Origin of the sequence: Campylobacter volucris, assembly GCF_008011665.1 — a bacterium.
GTDB classification, from domain to species: domain Bacteria; phylum Campylobacterota; class Campylobacteria; order Campylobacterales; family Campylobacteraceae; genus Campylobacter_D; species Campylobacter_D volucris_A.
Map to the genome: position 1 here is coordinate 88,103 of NZ_VOWJ01000031.1, position 25,476 is coordinate 113,578.

General features: G+C 28.0%; 27 protein-coding genes and 2 pseudogenes. 22 read left to right on the forward strand and 7 right to left on the reverse strand.

Features of this window, described 5'->3' with window-relative positions:
• Positions 1-5 precede the first annotated feature (5 nt).
• Genes ppa through aspS form a run of 3 tightly spaced genes read right to left on the reverse strand, consistent with a single transcriptional unit; the run spans position 6 to position 2,856 of the window.
• Complete coding sequence (gene ppa / locus FPD38_RS06430) at positions 6-524, reverse strand: inorganic diphosphatase (RefSeq protein ID WP_147555899.1); 519 nt, start codon at positions 522-524, stop codon at positions 6-8.
• Between the two features lie 11 nt (positions 525-535).
• Entirely contained in the window at positions 536-1,108 is a 573-nt protein-coding gene (locus tag FPD38_RS06435; RefSeq protein WP_147555900.1) for an adenylate kinase, read from the reverse strand.
• Entirely contained in the window at positions 1,105-2,856 is a 1,752-nt protein-coding gene (gene aspS, locus FPD38_RS06440; RefSeq protein ID WP_147555901.1) for an aspartate--tRNA ligase, read from the reverse strand. The genes FPD38_RS06435 and aspS overlap by 4 nt, the downstream gene beginning before the upstream one ends.
• Before the next feature lie 93 nt (positions 2,857-2,949).
• Between aspS and FPD38_RS06445 the strand changes: the two genes are divergently transcribed.
• From FPD38_RS06445 to mrdA, 13 genes and pseudogenes are all read left to right on the forward strand, one after another.
• On the forward strand, positions 2,950-3,780 hold the full coding sequence (locus FPD38_RS06445; RefSeq protein ID WP_147555902.1) for an NAD(+)/NADH kinase: 831 nt from the start codon (positions 2,950-2,952) through the stop codon (positions 3,778-3,780).
• A pseudogene (locus FPD38_RS08445) lies at positions 3,780-4,286 on the forward strand (AAA family ATPase); the annotation flags it as partial. The gene FPD38_RS06445 and the pseudogene FPD38_RS08445, both read left to right, overlap by 1 nt.
• Positions 4,260-5,294: pseudogene (locus FPD38_RS06450) on the forward strand (DNA repair protein RecN); the annotation flags it as partial. The pseudogenes FPD38_RS08445 and FPD38_RS06450, both read left to right, overlap by 27 nt.
• A gap of 75 nt (positions 5,295-5,369) precedes the next feature.
• Positions 5,370-6,614, forward strand: a complete 1,245-nt coding sequence (gene cbrR / locus FPD38_RS06455; protein WP_147555904.1) for a bile resistance response regulator CbrR — start codon at positions 5,370-5,372, stop codon at positions 6,612-6,614.
• Positions 6,605-7,405, forward strand: a complete 801-nt coding sequence (locus FPD38_RS06460; RefSeq protein ID WP_147555905.1) for a TatD family hydrolase — start codon at positions 6,605-6,607, stop codon at positions 7,403-7,405. The genes cbrR and FPD38_RS06460 overlap by 10 nt, the downstream gene beginning before the upstream one ends.
• Positions 7,405-8,553 (forward strand): lytic transglycosylase domain-containing protein, encoded by a 1,149-nt coding sequence (locus tag FPD38_RS06465; RefSeq protein WP_410002937.1) that lies wholly within the window; start codon positions 7,405-7,407, stop codon positions 8,551-8,553. The genes FPD38_RS06460 and FPD38_RS06465 overlap by 1 nt, the downstream gene beginning before the upstream one ends.
• A complete protein-coding gene (locus FPD38_RS06470) occupies positions 8,489-9,328 on the forward strand; it encodes a septal ring lytic transglycosylase RlpA family protein (protein ID WP_147555907.1) in 840 nt (279 codons plus the stop codon). Before FPD38_RS06465 ends, FPD38_RS06470 begins: the two co-directional genes overlap by 65 nt.
• A 1-nt stretch (position 9,329) precedes the next feature.
• Complete coding sequence (locus FPD38_RS06475) at positions 9,330-9,818, forward strand: HAD hydrolase family protein (protein WP_147555908.1); 489 nt, start codon at positions 9,330-9,332, stop codon at positions 9,816-9,818.
• Complete coding sequence (locus FPD38_RS06480) at positions 9,809-10,315, forward strand: hypothetical protein (protein WP_147555909.1); 507 nt, start codon at positions 9,809-9,811, stop codon at positions 10,313-10,315. Before FPD38_RS06475 ends, FPD38_RS06480 begins: the two co-directional genes overlap by 10 nt.
• Positions 10,297-10,755: an LptA/OstA family protein gene (locus FPD38_RS06485; RefSeq protein WP_147555910.1), complete on the forward strand. Its 459-nt coding sequence runs from the start codon at positions 10,297-10,299 to the stop codon at positions 10,753-10,755. Before FPD38_RS06480 ends, FPD38_RS06485 begins: the two co-directional genes overlap by 19 nt.
• Positions 10,752-11,351, forward strand: coding sequence for a ribosome biogenesis GTP-binding protein YihA/YsxC (gene yihA, locus FPD38_RS06490; protein ID WP_147555911.1), 600 nt, complete (start codon positions 10,752-10,754; stop codon positions 11,349-11,351). The genes FPD38_RS06485 and yihA overlap by 4 nt, the downstream gene beginning before the upstream one ends.
• Positions 11,341-11,826, forward strand: a complete 486-nt coding sequence (locus FPD38_RS06495; protein WP_147555912.1) for a hypothetical protein — start codon at positions 11,341-11,343, stop codon at positions 11,824-11,826. The genes yihA and FPD38_RS06495 overlap by 11 nt, the downstream gene beginning before the upstream one ends.
• A complete protein-coding gene (gene mrdA / locus FPD38_RS06500) occupies positions 11,826-13,649 on the forward strand; it encodes a penicillin-binding protein 2 (RefSeq protein ID WP_147555913.1) in 1,824 nt (607 codons plus the stop codon). Before FPD38_RS06495 ends, mrdA begins: the two co-directional genes overlap by 1 nt.
• Here mrdA and queA read toward each other — a convergent pair.
• From queA to hemW, 4 genes are all read right to left on the reverse strand, one after another.
• Positions 13,646-14,665 (reverse strand): tRNA preQ1(34) S-adenosylmethionine ribosyltransferase-isomerase QueA, encoded by a 1,020-nt coding sequence (gene queA / locus FPD38_RS06505; protein WP_147555914.1) that lies wholly within the window; start codon positions 14,663-14,665, stop codon positions 13,646-13,648. The two genes, mrdA and queA, sit on opposite strands and share 4 nt — an antisense overlap.
• Complete coding sequence (tatC, locus tag FPD38_RS06510) at positions 14,658-15,392, reverse strand: twin-arginine translocase subunit TatC (RefSeq protein WP_147555915.1); 735 nt, start codon at positions 15,390-15,392, stop codon at positions 14,658-14,660. Before tatC ends, queA begins: the two co-directional genes overlap by 8 nt.
• Before the next feature lie 2 nt (positions 15,393-15,394).
• Positions 15,395-15,778: a Sec-independent protein translocase protein TatB gene (tatB, locus tag FPD38_RS06515; protein ID WP_147556039.1), complete on the reverse strand. Its 384-nt coding sequence runs from the start codon at positions 15,776-15,778 to the stop codon at positions 15,395-15,397.
• A gap of 154 nt (positions 15,779-15,932) precedes the next feature.
• Positions 15,933-16,982, reverse strand: a complete 1,050-nt coding sequence (gene hemW / locus FPD38_RS06520) for a radical SAM family heme chaperone HemW (RefSeq protein ID WP_147555916.1) — start codon at positions 16,980-16,982, stop codon at positions 15,933-15,935.
• Positions 16,983-17,064: 82 nt separating this feature from the next.
• On the opposite strand from hemW, the gene FPD38_RS06525 reads away from it, so the two are divergent.
• Genes FPD38_RS06525 through cmoA form a run of 9 tightly spaced genes read left to right on the forward strand, consistent with a single transcriptional unit; the run spans position 17,065 to position 25,243 of the window.
• On the forward strand, positions 17,065-17,535 hold the full coding sequence (locus tag FPD38_RS06525; RefSeq protein WP_147555917.1) for an RNA pyrophosphohydrolase: 471 nt from the start codon (positions 17,065-17,067) through the stop codon (positions 17,533-17,535).
• The gene (locus FPD38_RS06530; protein ID WP_147555918.1) at positions 17,535-18,737 is read left to right on the forward strand and encodes an aspartate kinase; all 1,203 of its coding nucleotides are present in this window, start codon (positions 17,535-17,537) and stop codon (positions 18,735-18,737) included. The genes FPD38_RS06525 and FPD38_RS06530 overlap by 1 nt, the downstream gene beginning before the upstream one ends.
• The gene (locus FPD38_RS06535) at positions 18,738-19,274 is read left to right on the forward strand and encodes a HobA family DNA replication regulator (RefSeq protein ID WP_147555919.1); all 537 of its coding nucleotides are present in this window, start codon (positions 18,738-18,740) and stop codon (positions 19,272-19,274) included.
• The gene (locus FPD38_RS06540; protein WP_147555920.1) at positions 19,271-19,927 is read left to right on the forward strand and encodes a DNA polymerase III subunit delta'; all 657 of its coding nucleotides are present in this window, start codon (positions 19,271-19,273) and stop codon (positions 19,925-19,927) included. Before FPD38_RS06535 ends, FPD38_RS06540 begins: the two co-directional genes overlap by 4 nt.
• Positions 19,914-21,056, forward strand: a complete 1,143-nt coding sequence (gene folP, locus FPD38_RS06545) for a dihydropteroate synthase (RefSeq protein WP_147555921.1) — start codon at positions 19,914-19,916, stop codon at positions 21,054-21,056. Before FPD38_RS06540 ends, folP begins: the two co-directional genes overlap by 14 nt.
• A gap of 2 nt (positions 21,057-21,058) precedes the next feature.
• Positions 21,059-23,014 (forward strand): NAD-dependent DNA ligase LigA, encoded by a 1,956-nt coding sequence (ligA, locus tag FPD38_RS06550; RefSeq protein WP_147556040.1) that lies wholly within the window; start codon positions 21,059-21,061, stop codon positions 23,012-23,014.
• Positions 23,004-23,726: a 23S rRNA (cytidine-2'-O)-methyltransferase TlyA gene (tlyA, locus tag FPD38_RS06555; protein WP_147555922.1), complete on the forward strand. Its 723-nt coding sequence runs from the start codon at positions 23,004-23,006 to the stop codon at positions 23,724-23,726. Before ligA ends, tlyA begins: the two co-directional genes overlap by 11 nt.
• Positions 23,692-24,543: a bifunctional riboflavin kinase/FAD synthetase gene (locus tag FPD38_RS06560; protein ID WP_147555923.1), complete on the forward strand. Its 852-nt coding sequence runs from the start codon at positions 23,692-23,694 to the stop codon at positions 24,541-24,543. The genes tlyA and FPD38_RS06560 overlap by 35 nt, the downstream gene beginning before the upstream one ends.
• Entirely contained in the window at positions 24,533-25,243 is a 711-nt protein-coding gene (cmoA, locus tag FPD38_RS06565; RefSeq protein WP_147555924.1) for a carboxy-S-adenosyl-L-methionine synthase CmoA, read from the forward strand. The genes FPD38_RS06560 and cmoA overlap by 11 nt, the downstream gene beginning before the upstream one ends.
• Positions 25,244-25,476: the final 233 nt, after the last annotated feature.

The following is a 25,476-nucleotide window of genomic DNA, read 5'->3' on the forward strand; positions in this document are numbered from 1 at the left end:
AATTGTTATTTATAGTTTTTGATAGCATTTTCTAAAATTTGACTTGCTTTTTCAATTCCAGCAAATTCTTTTACTTTAACCCATTTATTAGGTTCTAAAATTTTATATGTTTCAAAGAAATTTTTGATTTTATCTAAAATTGCTTTTGGTAAATCATCTAAACTTTTAATACTATCGTATCTTGGATCTATTTTACTTATAGGAACAGCAAGTAATTTTTCATCCATTCCACTTTCATCTTCCATAAGCAATACACCAATCAAACGACAAGGAATTACAGCTCCAGCTTGTATAGGGTATTCGTTTAATACTAAAACATCAATAGGATCTCCATCATCTGCTAAGGTATTTGGTATAAAACCATAATTTGCAGGATAAAACATCGCTGAATACATCACGCGATCAACCATTATAGCGCCACTTTCTTTGTCAAGTTCGTATTTAATGTTTGAGCCATATGGAATTTCTATTAGGGCATTTAATTTGTTTGGATTTTCTCCAATTTTAATTTTACTAATATCCATTTTTATATCCTTTATTTTAATAAATCTTGTATTAATTTTTTCATATCAGCTACTATAGCTTCTATACTTCTTTCGCCATTAATGCTAAAATGTAAATTTTCTTTAGAATAAAAATTTATAATTTCTTTTAAAGGTTCTAAATAAACTTTCATTCTATTGTTAAATACTTCTTCGTTATCATCAGATCCTCTAGCGCGACCTAAAACTCTTTCTCTAGCTACTTCTTCGCTTACTTGAACTTCAATTACACCTTTTAAAACAACTTCATTTTGTGTTTTTAAAACTTTATCAAATTCTAACATTTGCTCAAGACTTCTTGGGTAACCATCTATTAAAATAGTATTAGTTGGAGCATTTTTTAATGCTGTAATGATAGTATTTACAACTACATCTAAAGGCACTAAATTTCCTTTAGAAATAAAACTATCGATTAATTTTCCGAGTTCGCTACCACTTGCTACTTCTTCTCTTAATAAATCGCCAGTAGAATAATGAGTGATATTTGCATCATCTTGAGCTATGATGCTTGCATCTGTTGTTTTTCCACTACCTGGTGCACCGATGATTAAAAACAATTGTTTCATTTGATATTCTCCCTTAATTTAATCCCTAATTCTCTCATTTGTTCATTACTAACTTCGCTTGGAGCTTGAGTCATAAGACATTGTGCTCTTTGGGTTTTAGGAAAAGCAATAACTTCTCTAATGCTCGAAGATTTAGTCAAAAGCATGATTAATCTATCAAGGCCTATTGCTATTCCACCATGTGGAGGAGCACCAAAACTTAAAGCATCAAGTAAAAATCCAAATTTCTTTCTTTGCTCTTCTTCGTCAATATTTAAAAGCTTAAATACTTTTTGTTGAATATGGCTTTTATGAATTCTTATACTTCCGCCGCCTAATTCTACTCCGTTTAAAACCACATCATGAGCAATAGAATTAATTTCTTCCAAATCTTGCTCATTTATATTTTTTGGCATTGTAAAAGGATGATGCATTGCTGAGTAACTTCCATCATCATTTTGTTCAAACATAGGAAAATCGACAACCCATAAGAATTCTAATTTTTCTTCATCGATGATATTCATTTCATTAGCTAAGAAAATTCTAAATCTACCCATATAATCTAAAACAGTTTTTTTAGCCCCAGCTCCAAAAAATACCACATCGCCAATTTCTAACTCACATCTTTTAAGCAAGGTGTTTAAATCATCTTCACTAAAGAATTTACAAAGTGGTCCTTTTGGTCCATCTTCTTTCATTTGTATAAAAGCAAGCCCTCCTGCTCCAAATTTACGCACAAATTCTTCAAATCTTTGCATTTGTCTTTTTGAAAAAATTGTATCTCCCTTTGGAACTCTTAAAGCTTTGATGCGATTTTTCTTGGTATCTTTGGCTGTATTGGCAAAAATTTCGTTATTTGATTTTGCAAATATATCAATCACATCGATAAATTTCATATCAAATCTCAAATCAGGTTTATCAGAACCATAATTTTCCATAGCTTCTTTATAACTCATTTGTCTAAAAGGTATAGTGATTTCTTTTCCACAGGCTTTAAATATATCTTTGAGTAAATTTTCAGCCATATTGATAATGTCTTTTTGCTCACAAAAACTCATTTCAATATCAATTTGAGTAAATTCAGGCTGGCGATCTGCTCTTAAGTCTTCATCTCTAAAACATTTTGCTATTTGAAAATAGCGATCAAAACCTGAACACATTAAAAGTTGTTTAAAAAGCTGAGGGCTTTGAGGTAGGGCATAAAATTCGCCTTGATGCACGCGAGATGGAACTAAATAATCCCTAGCACCTTCTGGTGTTGCTTTGGTTAAAATAGGAGTTTCAACTTCTAAAAATCCCATATTAGCTAAAGAATTTCGAGCAGCGATACAAGCTTTTGATCTTAAAGCAAAATTATCATATAATTTTTTACTTCTTAAATCTAAAAATCTATATTTTAATCTAAGCTCTTCGTTTACACTTTCATCGCCTATCGCAAAAGGTATGACTGAACTTTCATTTTCTATATTTAGCTCATTAATAATAACTTCAATCTCGCCTGTTTTTAATTTAGGATTAATTAATCCTTCCCCGCGAGGTCTGATTTTACCTTTTGCAATTAAAACATATTCATTTCTTACGCTAGAAGCTATATTATGTGCTTTTTGATTATCTGCAGGATCGCAAACTAATTGTATTAATCCGGTACGATCTCTAAGATCGATAAAAATCACACCACCATGATCGCGATAAGAATTTACCCAACCGCATAATGTCACTTCTTCGCCGACATTTTTAATATCAAGATCTGTATTGTAATGAGTTCTCAAAATTTTTCCTTAAAAGCTGTGATTTTGTTTTAATAAATTGTAATTATATTATTTTATTCTTTATGCTTAGCTAAGTTTTGTTATAATTTTTTTATGAAAAAGCAAATTGATGTAGAAAAAATTCAAAAAATTGGTTTATTTTGTCGTAAAGATACAAATTTAAACGAGCAAATTATAATTTTGCAAGATATTTTAAAAAAAAGAAATGTTTCTTTGTTTTTTTTAAATGATGAAGATATTACTGGAAAAAATTTACAAAATTTAGATTTTTTAATCTCTTTAGGGGGTGATGGCACGCTTTTATCTTTATGCAGGCAAAGCTTTAAATTTAAAAAGGCTATTTTGGGTATAAATGCTGGAAAATTAGGATTTTTAACAGCTTGCTCTTTTGATGAAATAAAAGATTTTTTTGAAGATTTTTTTGAAGGAAATTTTAGAATAGAAACTGCAAAAATGTTGCAAATTTCTTTGCATAAAAATGGAAAAATTTACAAAAAATATGCTTTTAATGATGCTGTATTTTCAAGAGATAATGCTTTGATGGCTGAAGTAGAAGTGTTTTTTCAAGATAGGCTTTTTAATTCTTATTATGGAGATGGTTTGATTATAGCAAGTTCCAGTGGTTCTACTGCTTATAATATCAGTGCAGGTGGACCAATAATACATCCTTTAAGTGAAATTTTTGTCTTAACTCCTGTTTGTTCGCATTCTTTAACACAACGCCCTATAGTTTTACCTTTTGGGTTTGAGCTTGAATTAAAAGTAAAGCAGTGTTTGTTATATTTAGACGGACAAGAAATCATCAATCCACAAGAATATGAAAAAATAACCATAAGTTTGAGTAAAAAAGAACTCAATTTTATACATAAAGAAAATAGAGATTATTTTCAAGTTTTAAAAGAAAAATTAAATTGGGGAAAATAATGATAGAAAGTATTTTGATTAAAGAAAATTTAGGTTTTAAATTAGCAAAATTAGATCTTAAACCTGGTCTTACTGTTTTTACTGGACTTAGTGGAGCTGGTAAATCAGTGCTTTTTAAGGCTATTTTATCTGCTTTTGCTTTGAGTGAGAGTGAAGCAAAAATGGTGGAAATTTTATTAGATGAAAAGCTAAATTTAGAAGACTTTGGGATAGAAAATGAAGATTTAAATGTATTTAAATATTTAAAAGATAAAAATACTCGTTATTTTATAAACAATCAACTTATTTCTAAAAAAAATCTACTTACTCTATCAAAAGAATTTATAAAATATCTTTCAGCTAAGGAAAATAATGAATTTTCAAATGAAAGATTTTTAAATTTACTTGATTGTATGCAAGAAAAAAAAGATGCTAAATTTAAAGCATTAAAACAAGAATTTAAAGAAATATTTCAACAATATATAGAAGATAAAAATAAGCTAGAGTGTATTAATGAGGAAGAAAAAAAAGTTGAAGAGTTAAAAGAATTTACTAGCTTTGAAATAGAAAAAATTCAAAATATCAATCCAAAAATTGGTGAATTTGAAGAATTAATGAATGTAAAAAAAAGACTTTCAAAAAAAGACAAAATCGATGCAGCATGGAATAAAGCTAGTAAAATTTTTGAGCTAGAATCAGCTGTTGTTGATGCATTAAATATTAGTGATGTGGATAGTTCTTTTTTTTCTGAGTGTTTAAATGAATTAAGAGTGGTTTGGGAAAATCAAAGTTTTGATGAATTTGAATTTAATATAGAAGAAGTGCTTGATCGTATCGAAAAATTATCTTCTTTAATGTCAAAATATGGAAGTATAGAAGAAGCTTTAGAGGCCTTAAAAACTAAAAAACAAGAATTAGCTCATTATGAAAATTTAAGTTTTGAAAAAAAAGAATTAGAACAAAGAGTGTCAAAATTCAAAGATCTTTTAGAAGAAAAAAGTAAAAAAATTACTTTAGCGCGCAAGAACCAACTTGGAGATTTAGAAAAATTGTTAAATTCCTATCTTTTAAAACTTTATATGAAAGATGTAAAATTACAAATAAAAGAGTGTGAATTAGGAAATTTAGGAAAAGATGAAATTGTTTTAAGTATCAATGAAGCAAATGTAAAAAATCTTAGTTCAGGGGAGATTAATCGTTTAAGGCTTTCATTTATTGCCACTGAATGTAATATCATGAATAATGCTAAAGGCATTATATTTTTAGATGAAATTGATGCAAATTTAAGTGGTAAAGAGGCTATGAGTATAGCTAAAGTACTTAAGGAGTTGGCCAATTTTTATCAAATTTTTGCAATATCTCATTTACCTCAGCTTTCTTCAAAAGCAGCAAATCATTTTTTAGTTGAAAAAAATAACGATGAAAGCAAGGTTAGAAAAATAGAAGATGAAGAAAGAATTAAAGAATTAGCAAGAATGGTTAGTGGAGAAAACATTACCAAAGAAGCATTGGAATTTGCAAAAACTTTACTTTAAAACAATGAAAAGTAAATTTCAATATGTTATAATGATGATTTTATTTTAAATATTTTATATAAAGAGAGATTGCCTATGGAAGAAAAAATTTTAATTATTGATGATAACAAAATGCTCACAAAGCTTTTAGCGAAAAAAGTTGAGAGCACTTTAGGATTAAAAGTAGATGTTGCTTTTGATATGAATGGGGCAAAAGAATTATTAAAAAATGATTATTTCATGGCTTTTGTTGATCTTTGTTTGCCTGATGCTCCAAATGGCGAAGTTGTGGATGTAGTTTTAGAAAAAAATATCCCTGCTATTGTTTTAACAGGAAGTAGTGATGGACAAACTAGAAAGAAATTTATGGAAAAAGACATTATCCACTACATCCAAAAAGAAAGTGAAAGCTGTATTGATGAGATGTTAAGCTCTATTAGAATGCTTCAAAAAAACAATAAAACTAAAATTATATTAGCCATAGCAAATGTAGCTTTACGCGCTGAAATGAAAAAGAATTTAAATAATCAACTTTTTAATGTCTTAGCAGCTGCACATGGAGAAGAAGCTTTAAATTATTTAAGTGATAATCCTGATACAAAATTAGTAATTTGTGATGCGACTATGCCGGTGATTAATGGAGAAGATTTATTGGTTGAAATTCGCTCAAAATACTCCAAAATAGATCTTGGAGTTATCATGGTTGGTGATAAAGATGATGCTTTAGAGGCTAGAGCGTTTAGAAAGGGTGTAAATGATTATGTGATTAGACCTTTCCAAAAAGAATCTTTAAATTGTAGAGTTAATAATTGTCTTGATTATATGCAAAAATGCGTTTTATTAGATGAATATAGTCTAAATAAAGATTTGCTTACAGGTTTTGATGATCATATTACTTTTGAGAAAAAATTTTATGATTATCTTGAAGATGTTCAAGGTGGAGAAGATTTTGCTTTGGCGCTAATTGATATCGATAATTTGGCAACTATTAATTATGAGATTAGTTATGATTGTGGCGATGGAATTATCAAATATACTGCTAAAAAAATCAAAGATCAAATTCGTGGTATGGATTTAGCAACTAAAATTGAAGATGGCAAATTTTATGTGGTGTTAAAAAATACCGGAAATAAAGATGCATTAAAAACTTTTTCTAATATTAGAGTGAGTATTTCTAAAGAAAGTGCGTTGATCGCTTTAGATGAAGTTGATTATAGCGTGTCTATTGGGGTTGCATTTGGTCAAAAAGGAAGTAATGCTCAAGATTTATATAATAATGCTCAAAAAGCTTTAGACTTAGCAAAAGCTAATGGAAGAAATAGGGTAGAGGTATGTTTTTAGATTGTGATTTTGAAAATAAAATCATAGATACTCATTGTCATTTAGATAATCAAGCTTATTTTGGTTATTTAGATGAAATGCTTTGTAATGCTTTTGCAAATGGAGTGGATAAGATCATCATTCCGGGAGCTGATATTAAAGATTTACCGAGGGCAAGAGAGATTGCACATCGCTATGAGGGTGTATATTTTGCATGTGGAGTGCATCCTTATGATATAGATGAATTTGATATAGAGATTTTAAAAGAATTTATCACTGATGATAAATGTATAGCTGTTGGAGAATGTGGGCTTGATTATTATCGTTTAAAAAGTGAAGATGTTAAGATAAAAGAAAAACAAAAAGAAGTTTTTGTTTCTCAAATCAATTTAGCATCAGAATATAATAAACCTTTAATTGTTCATGTAAGAGATGCAAATGAAGATAGTTATAATATCTTAAATTCATATGCAGATAGATTAAATGGTGGAGTATTGCATTGTTTTAATTCTAGCGAGCTTTTGTTAAATTTGTCAAAAAAAGGATTTTATTTTGGTATAGGCGGAGTTTTAACATTTAAAAATGCTAAAAATTTACTTGAAATTTTACCCAAAATTCCAAAAGAAAAATTACTTTTAGAAACTGATGGACCATACTTAACTCCAGAACCTCACAGAGGTAAAACAAACGATCCTATTTTAACTCATTTTGTAGTACAAAAAATGGCTCAAATTTTAAATATTACCAAAAATGAAGTAGTTAAAATTACCAATTTAAATGCAAATAAATTGTTTTTTCAAGGTATAAAATGATAAAAAACAAAATTTTTTGTTTAATAATTTTATTTTATACTCATTTGTATGCTTTGCAAACTAGCCCAGAACACTATAGTCAACAAGCACAAATTTTAAGAAATTTAGATATCGAACCAAGTTATTTAAGTGATGTAATTTTTTTAGAATTTAAAGAATCTTCGATTGATATACACTCTAAGACTTTAGTTGATACTATGAGAGAATTTTATAAAATTACTCCAATTATTCGTAAAATTTTAGAAAAAGAAAATATACCTCAAGAATTTTTATATTTGGCCATTGTAGAATCAGGTTTGAAAACCCATAGTGTTTCTAAGACTAAAGCAGTGGGTGTTTGGCAGTTTATGAAACCAACTGCACAAACTTTAGGTTTAAGAATTGATCCTTATGTGGATGAAAGAAAGGACTTGGTAAAATCAACTTATGCTGCAATTGCTTATTTAAGGCAATTAAAAGAACAATTTGGAAAATGGTATTTAGCGATTTTAGCGTATAATTGTGGTGATGGAAAACTAAGACAAGCTATAAAAATGGCTAAAAGTGATGATTTAAAAGTCTTGCTTGATCCGGATAAAAAATTTTTACCTTTAGAAACTAGAGTTTTTATACGAAAAATTTTAACTATGGCTTTTTTGGCTAATAATAATGACTTTTTAATCTCTCAAGATGGTGCTTTATTAAACTATGCTTTATCTAGCGAAGTAGAAAAAAATTCCGTTCCATCCAGTGTTTCATTAAAAGATCTTGCAAAACTTGCTAAAATGCCTTATAAGGAATTTAAACGCTATAATCCACATTTTAATTTTGATTTTACTCCACCTGATAAAAAAGATTATTATGTATATGTACCACTTGGAAAAAGCTCTGTATTTAAACAAAACTTAAAAGAAGTAAAATTAGCCAAAGTAGATACAACTATTCCTTATACAAAAATTTATGTTGTCAAAAAAGGAGATAGTATATACACCATAGCTAAAAAACATAATATTAGCGTTGAGACGATAAAAGAATACAACAAAATCAAAGGAAATTTAATCAATATCAATCAAAAATTAGTTTTAAAAATTAAGGAGAAAAAAAATGAGAAAATTCAAACTGCCAAAAGAACATCAAAAGACAATCATACAAAAATCGTTAGTCGCTAGTTGTATTGGAATTTTATTTAGTGCTTGTAGTATAGCACCTATAAGTGCTCCTACTGTGTATTATCCAGAAAGAGATTTTAAAAGTGTAAAACATAATAATACCAATCTTAAGGGCACAATGAAACCTTATACTATTAATGGTAAAACTTATTATCCAACTGTTGTGGAAGTAGGAGAGACTGCCGATGGTATAGCTAGCTGGTATGGTCCAGGTTTTCATGGTAAAAAAACTTCTAATGGCGAAACTTATGATCAGCATGCTTACACTGCAGCACATAAAACTTTACCTATGAATACTATTGTAAAAGTAACAAATTTAAAAAATCAACGCCAAACAACAGTTAGAATTAATGATAGGGGTCCTTTTGTAGCGGGAAGAATTATTGATTTATCAAATGTTGCAGCAAGAGATATTGATATGATTCAATCTGGAACAGCCCCTGTTAGACTTGAAGTAATTGGCTTTGGTACAAGTGCAAATTCAGGTTCAGTTCATACTAATTCTAATTTAGGCAGCAATGGAGAAATAGCTGATAGTGGTCATATTTTCCAAGGTGGAAATTTTATGGTGCAAATTGGTGCTTTTAGAAATAAAAGTGGTGCAGATTTAATTGCTAGTAGATATAAAAATTATCAATCTTATACTTCTACTATCCAAACAAGTGCTAAAGATGGATTGCATAGAGTATTTTTAAAAGGCTTTAGAAGTGAACAAGAAGCAAGAGATTTTGTAGATAGTGGATCTTTTCCAGGTGCATTTATAGTAAGAGAGTAACATGATAGAACTTATATTTTTAGATGTAGATGGTTGTTTAACAGATGGTAAAATCATCTACACACAAAATTATGGCGAGATAAAAGAATTTAATGTAAAAGATGGAGCCGCAATAGAAGCGTGGCAAAAACTTGGAAAAAAAGTTGCAATCATCACAGGAAGAACTAGTGAGTGTGTGTATTTTAGAGCTAGAGATTTGAAAATTGATCTTGTTTATCAAGGAATTAGCGATAAACTAACTTGTGCAAAAGAAATTTTAGAAAAATTAAATTTAGATTTTTCTCAATGTGCTGCTATTGGGGATTATTATAATGATATGGCTTTATTAGAAGCTGTAGAATATAGTTTTAAACCAAAAGATGGACACAAGGCATTAAAAACGCATAAGGTTTTAAATAGAAAAGGCGGAAATGGTGCTGTAAATGAGATGATAGAAATTTTAATCGAATATAATAATATGCAAGCGCAATGGAATAAGCTTTGGCGATAAAAATTTTTGCTATTTTAATGAGCTTGTTTATTTTTGTAATGGTGATTTTAAGTACGCAAGATCCATATTTGTTTAATATCAAACCACAAAATATTCAAGTAGCTAATACTCAAGCTTTTGAAGTGATCGATTATGAGTTAAATAGTACCAGTGTTAAAGCAAGTTATGAAGCTACGCGTTGGGTAAAATATGAAGATAAAGATATTTTTGATGATTTGAAGGTTAAAGGTATAGATTATAATTTAAGTTCAAATTTACTTATAAGAGATGAGGAAAAATCTATTTTAGAAGGTAATGTAAGTTATTTTGATTTAAATAAAACTTCTATTTTTACGCAAAAAGCAATTTATGATATGGATAAAAAAATACTTTATTCTAATGATAAATTTAAAGCCTATTTGGGATTAAATGAAATTTTTGGAGATAATTTTTTATACCAACTTGAAGATAAGACATTAAAAATTCAAAGGATAAAAGCATGGTTTTTAGATTATTAATGAGTTTATGCCTAATTAGCGTTTTTTCTTTAGCTGTGCAAAAAATAGAAGTGAGTGCAAAAGATTTTTATTTGGATGAAAAAAATGAAAAAAGTATTTTAAGCGGCGATGTGGAGGTAAAAAAAGGAAAAGATGTGTTAAATTCTCAAAAATTAACTATTTTTATGAAAAACAAACAACCTATAAAATATATTGCTACTGATGATGCTAAATTTAAAATTCAAATGAAAGATAAAACCTACTATGGTAGTGGCGATGAATTTATTTATACTGTGAAAAATGATACCTATGAGATTATTGGGAATGCAAGTATTGTTGAGTTTGAAACTAATAAGCAATTGTTTGGAGATAAAATAATAGTAGATAGAAAAAATATGACCTACAGAGTTATTAGTAAAGACAATAAACCAGCTAAATTTATATTTGAAGTAAAAGAATGATACTTAATGCTAAATTTTTAGTTTCTGCATCAAAAATAGACAATGCTCCAGAGCCAATTTGTACCGAGATTGCATTTTTAGGTCGATCTAATGTTGGCAAGAGTTCATTGATTAATACCTTGTGTAAAAACAAAAATTTAGCAAAAAGCTCATCTACTCCAGGAAAAACTCAATTGATTAATTTTTTTGAACTAAATTGCAAAAGACAAGAGGAAAAATTTAAATTAATTTTTATTGATTTGCCAGGTTTTGGTTATGCTAAAGTTAGTAAAAAAACTAAAGAAATTTGGAATAAAAATTTAGACGAATTTTTAAAAGAAAGAACTTCCATAAAACTTTTTATACATTTAGTTGATTCTAGGCATGAAAAATTAGATACAGATTTAAATTTAGACGAGTACTTAAATTCATTTTTAAGAGCGGATCAAAAAAAAATCACAGTTTTTACAAAATGTGATAAATTAAATCAAAGCCAAAAAACAAAACTTTTAAATGCTAACAAAAGTGCAATTTTAATTTCAAATTTAAAAAAACAAGGTATAGAAAAACTAGAACAAGCAATTATCAATGAAAGCTTGGGTTTAAATGAGAACTAAGATTAAAAATAAATTTGATTTATCTTATTTATTTTTTTATTTTTCATTGATATTTTATCAAATACTCTCATCGATATATTATTGGTTGCCGCCATTAATTGGGGTGTTTTTTTGCTATATGATTGTATTGCTAAAAGAAAGAGAAAGAACGCTCAATAAACTTGATTTTAGATGGTATTTTTCTTTATTTTATATTTTATTGATTGATATTATTCATGGATTTTATATTTTTAGTTCTTGGATAGCTTTTTTTGTTTTTTATAATGTATTTGTGGATTGGTTTAAAAGTAAGCTAAAACTTGGGCCTTATTTGTTGGTTATTTTTACTTTTTGTGCTTATGTTTTTATTTATATTTTTGATGTATTCTTAGCTTATTTAGATAATCAAAAAATTTTAAAATTTGGTATTGAATATTTGTGGTTTTTTGCTCTAGAAGCATTAATTTCTTTTGTGATTTTTAAAGGTAAAATTTAATGCGTTTGCGCTTAGTGATGATATTTATAGCTTCATTTTTTATACTTTTATTGGCAAGGGTGTATTATATTAGTATAAAATCTAATGTTTATTATGAAGAAATTGCAAAACAAAATTCTATCAAAATTCAACCCTTAGCATCTGATAGGGGTCAGATTTTAGATACAAAAGGCAGACCATTAGCAGTTAATAAACTTGGTTTTTCTATTTCTATTAAACCTTATTTATACATTAAAAAACAAAATAGAAATCTTTTAGATAAAGAATTACAAGTGATTGTTGAAGCTTTTCCTGATTTAAATATCACTAAGCTTAAAAGAGCTTATATAAAAGCAGATTCATATTATAATCAAGATTATATAGAAGTGGTTCCATTTATTGAATATGATGCCATGAATAAGCATTTTACAAAATTAAAATTGCGTGAGAATATACAAGTAAGCTCTACAACACAAAGATTTTATCCTTATGATTCTTTGGCTAGTCATGTTATAGGATATGTTGGCAAAGCAAATTTAAACGATATGAATGAAAATGAGATAGCAAGACTTACAAGTTATATGGGTCGTAGTGGTATAGAGCGTTATTATAATGATATTTTACAAGGAGAAAAAGGAGAAAAAGTTAGCAAGGTTAATGCTTTAAATAAAGAAATAGAAGTTTTATCGCATAAAAAACCAACTTCAAGTAATATTGTATTGACTATTGATCTGGATTTGCAAGAATACCTAACTGAAATTTTTGAAGGCTTAGCTGGTGCAGCTATTATAATGGATCTTAAAACAGGTGCTATTTTAGCAGCTGGTAGCTTTCCAGAATATAATTTAAATCCATTTGTAACAGGTCTCACTCAAGAAGAATGGAATAGTTTATCTAATGATTTAAATCATCCTTTTACTAATAAGCTGATTAATGGTTTATATCCTCCAGGATCTGTTATTAAAATGGGTACAGCTTTAGCTTTTTTAAATAGTCATAAAATTAATGAACAACAAAAATTTTTATGTGATAGTAATTTTGAATTAGGTGGTAGAAAATTTAGATGCTGGAAAGCAATAGGTCATGGCTATGTTGATATGAATGATGCTATTAGAGAAAGCTGTGATGTGTATTTTTACAAAGGTGCATTAGAAGTTGGTATAGATTCTATTAGCTCTACTTTTGAAAAATTAGGTTTTGGTTCCAAAACAGGAGTGGATTTGCCAAATGAATTTATAGGCACAGTTCCAAGTAAAATTTGGAAAAAACAAAAATACAATCAACCATGGTATCAAGGAGAAACCTTAAATACCAGCATAGGGCAAGGAAATTTTTTAGCCACTCCTATGCAAGTAGCTAAATTTACAGCTATGATTGCTACTGCAAAATCCATTACTCCGCATTTTTTAAAAAGCATTGACGATAATACCACCAAAATAAATTTTGATAACAATGAAAGTGTTTTTAGTACTTTTGAATTAGCAAAATTGCCTTTTTTAAGGCGTGCTATGTATGAGGTGGCACACGAAGAAGGTGGAACTACTGCAAGATATTTGAAAAATTCACCCGTCACTATAGCTGCTAAAACAGGAACAGCTCAGGTCGTTGGAATTTCACAAAGTGAGAAAAGGCGTATTAAAGAAGAAGACTTAGAATATTTTTTAAGATCTCATGCTTGGATTACTTCTTATGCACCTTATGAAAATCCACAATATGTTGTCGTTGTTTTGATAGAGCATGGCAAAAGTGGTAGTAATACAGGTGGTCCTATGCTTTTAAAAATTTATCAAAAATTAATTGATTTAGGCTATATAGATAAAAAATTTCTTAAAAGAAAAACTTAGATTATAAGCATACCATCACCATAAGAATAAAAACGATATTTATTTTTAATTGCTTGAGTATAAATTTCTAAAGTTTTCTCTCTACCAATGAAAGCTGAAACAAGCATTATAAGAGTAGATTTTGGTAAGTGAAAATTTGTCAAAAGATAGTTTAATCTTTGAGGTTTATTATATGGATGTAAAAATAAATCACAAAATCCTTCTTTGATTTTATATCTTGAATAATACTCTATACATCTAGTTACTGTTGTACCTACACCTAATAATGCTTGATTAGAATCAATTATTTTGCAAGTTTCATCATTGATTTTAAAAAATTCTGAATGCATTTTGTGATCTTTTATATTATCACATTCTACGCTTTTGAAAGTTCCTGCTCCAACATGCAGTGTGATAGTATGTATGTTATGATTTTTTTTTAATTGTTTAATCATATCTTCACTAAAATGTAAGCTCGCAGTTGGTGCAGCCACTGCTCCTTTTTTATCTGCAAAAATGCTTTGATAATTGATACTATCACTATTTTCATCAGCTCTTTTTATATAAGGAGGTAAGGGTATATGACCTATGTGATCTAATATATCAAAAACCTCTTGATGGTTGAGTTTTTTTTGATGGGTAAAAAATTCTACAATTCTTGTGCCATCGTTGTTTAATTGTAGTATTTTAGCTTGTAAATTTTGCTCAAAATATAGAATTTGATCTTTTTTAACCTTGCCTCTAATTTGTACTAAAAAGCTATCATTTGCAAAAGGATTATTTATAAAAAGTTCTATTTTGCTACCTGTATCTTTATGGCCATAAATTCTTGCTTTGATTACTTTAGTGTCATTAAAAATGATATCACATTGGGGCAATATGGAATTTAAATCTTTAAAATATAGATGTGAAATTTGATCTTTTTTTCTTTCATACACTAAAAGTCTTGCATTTTCTTTGGGTAAAATAGGAAAATTAGCTATTAATTCATTAGGCAAGCTATAATTATAATTTGAAAGTAAAAAATCTTCATTCATTGTTATCTTTTTTGCTTGGATTTACTTTTTTTGCTATATAGATGGATAAACCATAAAGCCCACATAATGGAAGTGCCATTAAAAATTGTGAGATAATATCAGGTGGAGTCATCATAGCAGCAAAGACAAATATAATTAAAACTGAAACTCTAAAATGCTTTTTTAAAAATTCATCATCTATTAGTCCAAGTTTTGCAAAGAAAAAAGTAATCACAGGCATTTCAAAAGCTAAGCCAAATGCTATGATTAATTTTGTAAAAAATCCCACATAAAGCCCTATGCTAATTAAAGGTTTAAAATCTTGAGTTTGCACGCCAAAATCAACCAAAAATTTAAATGCCAATGGTATGACTATATAGTAACAAAATAAAGCTCCAAGTGTAAACATAATACTTGCAAAACTCACAAAAGGAATGACAAGTTTTTTTTCATTATCATAAAGTCCTGGCGCTACAAATTTCCAAAATTGCCAAAAAATTACTGGTAAAGACAATAAAAATGCCGTAAAAAAAGAAACTTTCATAGCTGTGAATAATGGCTCTTGTAACTCCACAAAGGTCATTTGCTTAGAAATTTCAGGCAAAACTGCTTCAACAGGAGCTTTTAATATATCAATGATGTATTCATTAAAAGCAAAACAAGCAAAAAACATTACCACAACACATACTACGCTTATAAATAATCTTTTTCTAAGTTCGACTAAATGAGGTTTTAATTCTTCAAACATTTTTAGCTTTCTAATTTTTGAGTATTTTCTTTTGTGTTATTTTGAATTTTTGATAAATTTTGTATATTATCTTCTAAATTTTCTTTTTGTTCTTTTATTTCTTTAGTGTTATTTAATATATCTTCTTTAAGTTGATCAAATTCTTCAAAGCTTAATTTTTTACGGATATTTTCATTGGTTTGAGAAAATTCATCTTTGTATTTTTGAGCTTCATCTTTTAATTCTGCTATTTTTAATTCTTTATTGATACTTGCTTTTGCTTCGTCAATATTACTTTTTAGCGCTTTTATGATTTTTGCTATTTCTACTATGGTTGAAGGTAGTTTTTCTGGCCCAAGCACTAAAATAGCTATAACTAAAACAACTATAATTTCGCCAAAACTCATAGTCAATTCTTCTTTCAATTTAAAATCTTTATGCATTTTACATAAAATTACTTAAAAATTTTATTACTTAAATATAATTAATATTAAATACAAAAAAAGAAAAATAAAAATTGTAATATTTTGGTTATTGAATTAAAAATTTATATGAATAAAACTAAGTGCTAATATATAATGCAAGCTCATCACTTAAAAGGAAATTAGTATTATAAAAAAATCCATTTTTATAAATTAATTTGCCTTTCTTGCTAAGAAATAAAGCCTTTTCTTTTTCTGATGTTTTTAATCTTTTCTCATCTACTCCTATAATACTTCTAAGTCCTAAAAATAAATGTTCTAAATTTAAATCATTCTGATTTAAATTTTCTATTTCTCTAAAAGTAGGGTTTGTTATATATTCTTTTAAATTTTTTTTAGTGTAAAATCTTTGGTTTTTTAAAAAACCCACTGCACTTAAACCACATCCTATATAGTCTTTTCCTTGCCAATAAGCAAGATTATGCTTACAAATTTTTCCAAAATTGCTAATTTCGTATTGATTAAACCCTAAATTTTTTATATTTTGTATAAAATATTTTGCAAGTCTTGGCGCGTTTTTTTTATAATGAAATTTTTTAGCAAATTTAGTTTTTTCTTCTATTGTAAGATTATAAGCACTTACATGGGTGATATCTAATAACGATAAATTAGTAATTTCATAATCTAACATTTTAGCATTATCTAATTTTGTATCATAAATTAAATCTATATTGATATTTACAAATCCTGCTTTTTTAGCATTTTCTATGCTGGTAAAAATGCTTTTTTTATCATGATTTCTTCCTAAAAATTGTAATTTTTTTTCATTAAAGCTTTGAGCTCCAAAAGAAATACGATTTATATTTAAATTTCTCATTTCTTTAAGCCATGTAAAATTGCTTGAACTTGGATTAGCTTCTATGGTAATTTCTACATTTTCTTCTACAAATTCATTTAATAAAATAAAAATTTTTTCATAAAATTTAGCATCTATAAGACTTGGTGTGCCACCACCTATAAAAATGGTTTTTATACTTTTTTTATTAATTTTAAAAAAAATAATTTTGTCTTTAATGTCTTCAATAAGAGCTTTAAGATATGCTGCTTCATAATCTTGTTTTTTTAAAGATGTAAAAGAGCAATAAAAACACTTGCTTTGACAAAATGGTATATGTATATATAAATGCATAAAAACTTCTTTAAAATATAATAATAGATTTGATATTTTTTGTTAGAATTATATTATATTTCAAGCTAAGGATAAGAAAACTATGGAAAAAGAAAAAAAATACAGGCCTAATGTCGCTGCTGTGGTGCTGTCATCGGCTTATCCTTTTGAATGTAAAATTTTGCTTGCAAAGCGTAATGATATGGAAGATGTTTGGCAGTTTCCACAAGGTGGAATCGATGAAGGAGAAAGTGCTAAACTTGCCTTAATGAGAGAGCTAAAAGAAGAAATAGGCACAGATGAAATTGAAATTTTGGCCGAATTTCCCGAATGGATAAACTATGATTTTCCTGTTAAAGTTGCACAAAAAATGTATCCTTATGATGGTCAGAGTCAAAAATATTTTCTAGTAAGATTGAAGGCAAATGCAAAAGTAAATTTAAACACTAAAGAACCTGAATTTGATGCATATAAATTTGTTTCTTTAGATGATGTGTTTAAGATTACTAATCATTTTAAAAAACCTATTTATTTTAAGGTTTTAAAATACTTTAAAGAAGGAGGATATCTTTAATGTTGATTGTTCAAAAGTATGGCGGTACTAGTGTCGGCACTCTTGATCGTATAGATGAAGTTGCTAAAAGAGTTGCAAAAAGCAAAAAAAATTGCGATAAATTAGTAGTGGTAGTTTCTGCTATGAGTGGTGTTACAAATGAATTGATTGAATTTGCTCATCATTTTAGTAAGAATCCTTCAGGTCGCGAGATGGATATGCTTTTAAGTAGTGGTGAGCGTGTAACTTCATCATTACTTGCAATTGCACTAAATGAAATGGGTTTAAAAGCTGTAGCTTTTTCAGGGCGTAATGCTGGGATTATCACAGATGATGTTTATACTAAAGCAAGAATTGAGCATATTGATACGACAAATATAAATAAAGCATTGGAAGAAGATTATATAGTTGTAGTGGCTGGTTTTCAAGGTATTGATAAAATGGGTAATGTTACAACTTTAGGTCGTGGTGGAAGTGATTTAAGTGCTGTTGTATTAGCAGGAGCTTTAGATGCAGATTTATGTGAAATTTATACAGATGTCGATGGAGTATATACTACTGATCCTAGAATAGAACCAAAGGCTAAAAAACTAGATAAAATTTCTTATGAAGAAATGCTAGAACTTGCAAGTTTAGGTGCTAAAGTTTTGCAAAATCGCTCTGTTGAACTTGCAAAAAAATTAAATGTCAAATTAGTAACGCGAAGCAGTTTTAATGAAAATGAAGGAACTATTATCACTAAGGAGGATAGCATGGAAAAAGCTTTGGTAAGCGGGATTGCATTAGATAAAAATCAAGCAAGAATTACTTTAAGAAATATAAATGATAAGCCAGGTATTGCTGCTGAAATTTTTGAAACTTTAGCAAATGAGAATATAAATGTTGATATGATTATACAAAATGCAGGAGTTGATGGAGCTACAAATTTAAGTTTTACCGTGCCAGAAAATGAACTTGATCTTGCAACTAATGCAGTTAAAAAAATTCTTGGAGAAAATACTTTTATAGAAACTGATAGTGCTGTAGTGAAAGTTTCAGTTGTTGGAGTTGGTATGAAATCTCACTCAGGAGTAGCTTCAGCAGCATTTAAAGCCTTAGCAAGTGAAAATATTAATATACAGATGATCTCTACTAGTGAAATTAAAATTTCAGTGATCGTGCATGAAAAATATGGCGAGTTAGCTGTAAGAGTATTACATGAAGTTTATAAATTAGATGTATAAATGAGTAATAGTTTTTTAAAATTTACTTTAGAGCAAATCAGACAAAGCGGTGCTTATATGAGTTGGCTAGAAGAAAGGCGTTTAGAGTGGTCGCCTTTGATCGCTTCAAAACTTTCTTTATTGCTGCAAGGTTATACTTTTGTGATGATTACAGATGAACAAAGAACTTGGTTTGAAGAATATTTTTTAAGCAAAATTAATGCTAATAATGTTAGACCTTATGTGCCTTTTGTATCTTTAAAAGGAATTTATCATAAAACATGCAAAAATCAAGAAGATATAGCCTTACTTAATGATCTTTTAAGTATATCTTTTCCTAATGGCTATGTATATTTTTATATAGGTAAAAATTCAGACTTTAAATCCCAAATTGCAAGATCTAAAGAAGATAGTCTATTGTGGTTGTTTGATGAGCAATTGCAAAATAGTTTTTTTCTCTCATCTAACGATAAAGAGCTTGATTTTAAACTTATATCTTTATATAAGATTTTTGATAAGAGTTTAGATGCTGCGATTTTTTCTAAGGTAGAAATTTGAATCTTAGAAATAAAATCATAATACATAATGATTTTGATTTTATACAAGAAAAGCTTATCAGTGAATTTGGTATAAAAAATTTAAAATTTTTTATACCAAAAAATCCTGATATGGAATTAAGGTTAAACGATGCAACTTATGATAAAAATTCCCAAGCAACCGCAAAAGCTATCATGAAAGAAAGCTATATTGCTGAAGCAAATGCAAAAATTATAGTTATAATGGCAAAATCTTTTCGTGATGAAGCACAAAATTTTTTACTAAAACTTTTTGAAGAGCCTCCAAAAAATGTTTATTTTATCATAGTAGCTCCTTCTAAAAATGTATTTTTACCAACGGTTTTATCAAGATTTATCATAGAAAAATATAAAATTCAAAAAGAAAGAATGGTTTTAAATTTAAATTTGCAAAAAATGGATTTAGCTAGTATTTTAAATTTTTTAAAAAAATACGAAAATATAGATAAAAATGAATGTTTAGATTTGCTTGATGCTTTAAGCTATGAATGCTTTAAACAAGATATTAAATTAAAAGATAATGAGATTGATTTTTTTTATAAAGCTTATAAGCTTGTTAAGTTAAACGCTAAACCATCTATTTTGCTAAGCACGATTGCATTAATGTTGTATGAGAGAAAAAATGAAAATCTTTAAAATTAATCCAAATACAGATTTTAACGAGATTTGTAATATAATCAAGCCTCATAAAATGGGTCAAAAAATAATGAGTCAAAAAAGCAAAATTCATTTTTTTTTGATTAAAGATATTAAAGCACCTGCTGCAAATATATTAAAGCAAGATGCATTAAGAGTAGGTGCTGAACTTATCACTCATAAAGAAGTAATACTTGCAAAAGAGTATTCTAATGCACTTTTAATGGCTACTCAAGAACAAATTGCAAAATTAATAGAAAAAGAAAAAATGCAAGATTTTAAGCTCAAAGAATTAGCAAATTTTTTAAAAATTAATTTTTTAAAACCTAAAAAAGCTAAGCTTATGGGAGTTATTAATATCAATGAAGATAGTTTTAATCCACAAAGTAGAGCAAAAGAAAGTGAAGTTTTGCAAAAAATCACGCAAATTATTGAGCAAGGTGCTGATTATATAGATATAGGTGCGGTTTCTTCAAGACCTGGTAGTGTATATTGTGGAAAGGAAGAAGAATTTAAGCGTTTGAAAAATACTCTTGATATGATTTATCAAGAAAATCTTTACAATCAATGTATTTTTAGTTTAGATAGCTTTGATGAGTATTGTTTAGAATATGCTTTAGATAAAGGTTTTAAATTGATTAATGACATAAGTGGTTTAAAAAATGAAAATTTAGCTAAACTCGCGCTAAAATATAAAGCTACTTATATGCTAATGCATATGCAAAATACTCCGCAAAATATGCAAGATAATCCACACTATGAAGATGTATTAGCTGAACTTGATGATTTTTTTACTCAAAAATTAGCTATTTTAGAACGATTTGGTGTTAAAGATGTGATTTTAGATGTCGGTATAGGTTTTGGTAAAAGTCCTTGGCATAATATGATGCTAATTAAGCATTTAGAGCATTTTTTGTATTTTGAAAAAGAACTTTTAATCGGTGCTAGTAGAAAAAGTGTGATTAATGCTTATTTTCCTAGCGATGTAGAAAATAGACTTGCTGGGAGTTTGTATTTGCATTTAGAGGCTTTTAAAAATGGGGCAAGCATTTTAAGAGTGCATGATATATATGAACACAAACAAATGTTTGAACTTGTAAAAGTTATGGATGAACTTTCTTTGGAGTGAAAATGACTTACGATGAGTATTTAAAAAAAGTAGATTTAGCAAAAGAGTGGATGAGGGCATATTATGAAGATGATGAGCCATTAGCTAGCGATGAAGAATACGATAGGCTTATTAAAGAACTAAAAGAATTTGAAGCAAATCATCAAGATAAAATCAATCCAAACTCACCTACTCAAAAAGTAGCCCCCATCATACAAAGTGAATTTCATAAAATCACTCATGAGAGTAGAATGTGGTCTATGGAAGATGTTTTTGATGAGACTGAACTTAGAGCTTGGGCAAAAAGAGCCAAATGTGAGTTTGATTTTTTTATAGAACCTAAATTTGATGGAGCTAGTTTAAATCTTACTTATGAAAATAGTAGATTAATTAGCGGTGCTACCAGAGGAGATGGCTTAGTAGGTGAGGATATTACTTTAAATGTAAAAGAAATTTCTAATATTCCTCAGGCTATACCCTATAAAGACAAAATAGAAATTCGCGGTGAAGTGGTGATTTTAAAAGAAGATTTTGAAAAGATTAATCAAAAAAGAGCTAGTGAAAATTTAAGTTTATTTGCTAATCCGCGTAACGCAGCAAGTGGTTCTTTAAGACAGCTTGATACTAGCATTACTAAAGAAAGAAATTTGAAATTTTATCCTTGGGGTGTAGGTTTTAATACTCTTAATTTTTCAAAGCATTCTCAAATAATGCAATTTATAAGAAGTCTTGGTTTTTTAAAAGATGATTTTGTATTTTGCTGTAAAAATTTAGATGAAGTATTGGATAAATATCAGCAATTGCTAAATTTAAGAGATCAAAAACCTATGATGATGGATGGTATGGTTGTAAGAGTGGATGATTTAAATCATTGCAATATGCTTGGCTATACGGTTAAATTTCCAAAATTTATGGCCGCTTTTAAGTTTCCTGCTTTGGAAAAAACCACTACTTTATTAGGAGTAAATTTACAAGTTGGAAGAAGTGGAGTAGTTACTCCTGTGGCGGTGCTTGAGCCTGTAAATTTAGATGGGGTTATAGTTAAATCAGCCACTTTGCATAATTTTGATGAGATAGCAAGACTTGGTTTAAAGATTGGAGATAGTGTTAATATTATAAGAAGTGGTGATGTGATACCAAAAATAACCAAAGTATTTACCCAAAGAAGAGATGGTTTAGAAAGTGATATTACCAAACCAACTCTTTGCCCACAATGCTCAAGTGAGCTTTTAGATGAAGGTGCTTTTTTAAAATGTCAAAATTTAGATTGCAAGGCAAGGTTGGTAAATTCTATCATTTATTTTGTTTCTAAAAAATGTTTAAATATCGATGGCCTTGGGGAAAATATCGTAGAATTACTATTTAAAGAAGGAAAAATCACAAACATAGAAAGTATATTTTTCTTAAAATATAGTGATTTTGAAAATTTAGAAGGCTTTAAAGATAAAAAAATTACTAATCTTTTAAATGCTATAGAAAATGCTAAAAATTGTCCTTTGTCAAGATTTATTACTGCTTTAGGTATAGAGCATATTGGCGAAGTAGCAGCTAAAAAATTAGCACAATCTTTTGGGTTTAAATGGCATGAACAAAATTATGAAGCTTATGAAAATTTAGAAGGTTTTGGCGAACAAATGGCTAAAAGTTTGCAAGAATTTATAAAAGTTAATCACAAACGCATCGAGCATTTTTATGAAATTTTAAATTTAAGTGATGAAAAAATTGATCTTTTACATAATGAAAGTATTTCAAATAAAACTTTTGTAATCACAGGAACTTTAAGCAAGCCAAGGGAAGATTTTAAGCAATTGTTAGAAAAATTTGGAGCTAAAGTAAGTTCGAGTGTGTCTAAAAAAACTGATTTTGTATTATATGGAGAAGAAGCTGGATCAAAGCTTCAAAAAGCTCAAAGTTTAAGTGTTAAGTGTATCAATGAAGATGAGTTAAATGCTCTTTTGAAAGGCTTTGATGAGGTTTGATGTTTTTGTAGGTAAAAAATTAAATATTAGTCGTAACAAAGCCTGTGAGTTAATAGAAAAAAATCAAATTTTATTAAATGGCGTTGCAAAAAAAACTTCTTTTAATATAGAAAGTGAAAATCCTTTAGAAGATGAAAGGTTAAATTTGACACTTTTAGAAGAATTATTTGTCAGTAGGGCCGCATATAAATTAAAATATTTTTTACAAAATTTTCCCATAGAAATTGAAAATAAAATTTGTCTTGATATAGGGTCTTCTACAGGTGGTTTTGTGCAAATTTTACATCAACAAAAGGCAAAAACTATTTACGCTTTAGATGTGGGATCTAATCAACTCCATCAAAGTTTAAAAGAATTTGAAAATATTATTTTATATGAAAATACAGATTTAAGAGTCTTTAAAAGCGATGTAAAATTTGATGTTATTACTTGTGATGTGAGCTTTATATCTTTGCTTTATTTACTAGATGATATTGATAAATTAGCTAAAGATTTTATCATTTTGCTTTTTAAACCGCAATTTGAAGTAGGTAAAAGTGCTAAACGCGATAAAAATGGCGTAGTTAAAGATGAAAAGGCTATTAAAAATGCAAAAGATAAATTTGAAAAAGAGTGTGCTAAGCTTGGTTGGATTTTGCAAAATACTCAAAAATCTTATCTAAAAGGAAAAGAAGGTAATGTGGAGTTTTTCTACGCCTATAGAAAAGTCTAATATCAAAAGTTTAGCCATAGGGCATTTTGATGGTATGCATTTGGGGCATTTAGAGCTTTGTAAGCATTTGTGTGAAAATTCAGTGCTTTTGATTATTTTAAAAGATGAAAAAGATTTTTTAACCCCGAATAATTTTCGAAATAAGATCATCTCTATGCCTTTGGTTTTTATAAGCTTTACAAAGATTAAACATTTAAATGCAAAAGATTTTTTAAATTTATTATTAAGTGAATTTCAACATTTAGAAAAAATTGTTGTAGGTTATGATTTTAAATTTGGCAAAGAAAGAAAATGGGAAGCTAGAGATATCTATAAACTTTGTGGTATAAAAACTATTATAGTAGATGAATTTAAAAAAAATAATCAAAGCGTTCATACGAGTATGATTAAAACTATGCTTAAAAATGGCTTGGTATTTCAAGCAAAAGAATATCTTGGAAGATTTTATAACATCTTTGCAAGTGTGATCAAAGGGCAGGGTATAGGCTCAAAAGAGCTATTTGCTACGATTAATTTAAAAGTAAAAAACTTTTTTTTGCCAAAAAATGGAGTGTATGCGAGTATGGTTAAATTTAACAATCAAACTTTTCATAGTGTTACTTTTATAGGTATTCGTTCTACTGATGAGCATTTTTCAATCGAAACACATATTATAGAAGATGATTTTAATGAAAAAGTGCCTAAAGAAGTTGAGCTTGTATTTATTGATTATATTAGAGAAAATCAAAAATTTAACGATTTGGCACTTTTAAAAGCACAAATTAGCAAGGATGTTATACAAGCAAAGCAAATTTTAGGAAAAATCAATGAAAGATGAAATTTTTAAACAAACTTTAGAAAAACAATTTGAATTTGATAAAAATGTCGCAAGTGTATTTGATGATATGGTAGCTAGATCTGTGCCTTTTTATGCTCAAAATTTAAAACTTATAGTTGATATCGTAGATAAATTCACGCAGACTAATGCTAAAATTTGTGATCTTGGCTGCTCTACAGCTAGTTTGCTACTTGCTTTGTTTGAAAAAAGAAAAGATTTTTTACTAAGTGGAGTAGATAGTGCTAAGGCTATGCTAGATATAGCAAAAAATAAAGCCAATGCTTTTGGTGCAAAGATAGATTTTTATGAGCAAAATTTGGATAAATTTAGTTTTTTTAAAAATGATGTTTTTATAGCAACTTATACTATGCAATTTATCCGTCCGCCAAAAAGACAAGAAATCATCAATCAAATTTATGAACATTTAAACACGCAAGGTATGTTTATAATGAGTGAAAAAATTCTTTATGAAGATGTGAAGATTGCTAAAAAAATGATAGAAAATTATGAAAATTACAAACAAGATCAAGGCTATAGTAAGTTAGAAATTGCTACAAAAAGACAAGCTTTGGAAAATATCTTAATACCTTACACGCATGAAGAAAATATCAGTATGCTTAAAAATGCTGGTTTTGCTAGAGTAGAAAGCATTTTTAAATGGGTAAATTTTGAAACTTTTGTAGCTTTTAAAAATTCTTAACACTCCTCATTTACTAAAATATATCTTAACAAACTCTTTTTATTTATAAAATAAAAATTATTGAAATAAAAATAAAAACTATTTCTTTAATTATCCTTATAAAATTTAAAAATTTTTATATACAACTTCAATGATTTAAATAAAATGCTTTTATCTTTAAACAATTTAAAACTATATTGTATATTTTGATAATAAATATTATTATTTATATAAATGTTATTATATTTTTTATA

Coding starts and splice junctions, on each gene's coding strand:
- cmoA (WP_147555924.1), top strand. CDS start 24,533: ATGAAAGATGAAATTTTTAAACAAACTTTAGAAAAACAATTTGAATTT.
- hemW (WP_147555916.1), bottom strand. CDS start 16,982: ATGCATTTATATATACATATACCATTTTGTCAAAGCAAGTGTTTTTAT.
- yihA (WP_147555911.1), top strand. CDS start 10,752: ATGATACTTAATGCTAAATTTTTAGTTTCTGCATCAAAAATAGACAAT.
- mrdA (WP_147555913.1), top strand. CDS start 11,826: ATGCGTTTGCGCTTAGTGATGATATTTATAGCTTCATTTTTTATACTT.
- tlyA (WP_147555922.1), top strand. CDS start 23,004: ATGAGGTTTGATGTTTTTGTAGGTAAAAAATTAAATATTAGTCGTAAC.
- FPD38_RS06460 (WP_147555905.1), top strand. CDS start 6,605: ATGTTTTTAGATTGTGATTTTGAAAATAAAATCATAGATACTCATTGT.
- ppa (WP_147555899.1), bottom strand. CDS start 524: ATGGATATTAGTAAAATTAAAATTGGAGAAAATCCAAACAAATTAAAT.
- FPD38_RS06530 (WP_147555918.1), top strand. CDS start 17,535: ATGTTGATTGTTCAAAAGTATGGCGGTACTAGTGTCGGCACTCTTGAT.
- FPD38_RS06475 (WP_147555908.1), top strand. CDS start 9,330: ATGATAGAACTTATATTTTTAGATGTAGATGGTTGTTTAACAGATGGT.
- ligA (WP_147556040.1), top strand. CDS start 21,059: ATGACTTACGATGAGTATTTAAAAAAAGTAGATTTAGCAAAAGAGTGG.
- folP (WP_147555921.1), top strand. CDS start 19,914: ATGAAAATCTTTAAAATTAATCCAAATACAGATTTTAACGAGATTTGT.
- cbrR (WP_147555904.1), top strand. CDS start 5,370: ATGGAAGAAAAAATTTTAATTATTGATGATAACAAAATGCTCACAAAG.
- FPD38_RS06535 (WP_147555919.1), top strand. CDS start 18,738: ATGAGTAATAGTTTTTTAAAATTTACTTTAGAGCAAATCAGACAAAGC.
- FPD38_RS06470 (WP_147555907.1), top strand. CDS start 8,489: ATGAGAAAATTCAAACTGCCAAAAGAACATCAAAAGACAATCATACAA.
- FPD38_RS06560 (WP_147555923.1), top strand. CDS start 23,692: ATGTGGAGTTTTTCTACGCCTATAGAAAAGTCTAATATCAAAAGTTTA.
- tatB (WP_147556039.1), bottom strand. CDS start 15,778: ATGAGTTTTGGCGAAATTATAGTTGTTTTAGTTATAGCTATTTTAGTG.
- tatC (WP_147555915.1), bottom strand. CDS start 15,392: ATGTTTGAAGAATTAAAACCTCATTTAGTCGAACTTAGAAAAAGATTA.
- queA (WP_147555914.1), bottom strand. CDS start 14,665: ATGAATGAAGATTTTTTACTTTCAAATTATAATTATAGCTTGCCTAAT.
- FPD38_RS06495 (WP_147555912.1), top strand. CDS start 11,341: ATGAGAACTAAGATTAAAAATAAATTTGATTTATCTTATTTATTTTTT.
- FPD38_RS06485 (WP_147555910.1), top strand. CDS start 10,297: ATGGTTTTTAGATTATTAATGAGTTTATGCCTAATTAGCGTTTTTTCT.
- FPD38_RS06445 (WP_147555902.1), top strand. CDS start 2,950: ATGAAAAAGCAAATTGATGTAGAAAAAATTCAAAAAATTGGTTTATTT.
- FPD38_RS06435 (WP_147555900.1), bottom strand. CDS start 1,108: ATGAAACAATTGTTTTTAATCATCGGTGCACCAGGTAGTGGAAAAACA.
- FPD38_RS06525 (WP_147555917.1), top strand. CDS start 17,065: ATGGAAAAAGAAAAAAAATACAGGCCTAATGTCGCTGCTGTGGTGCTG.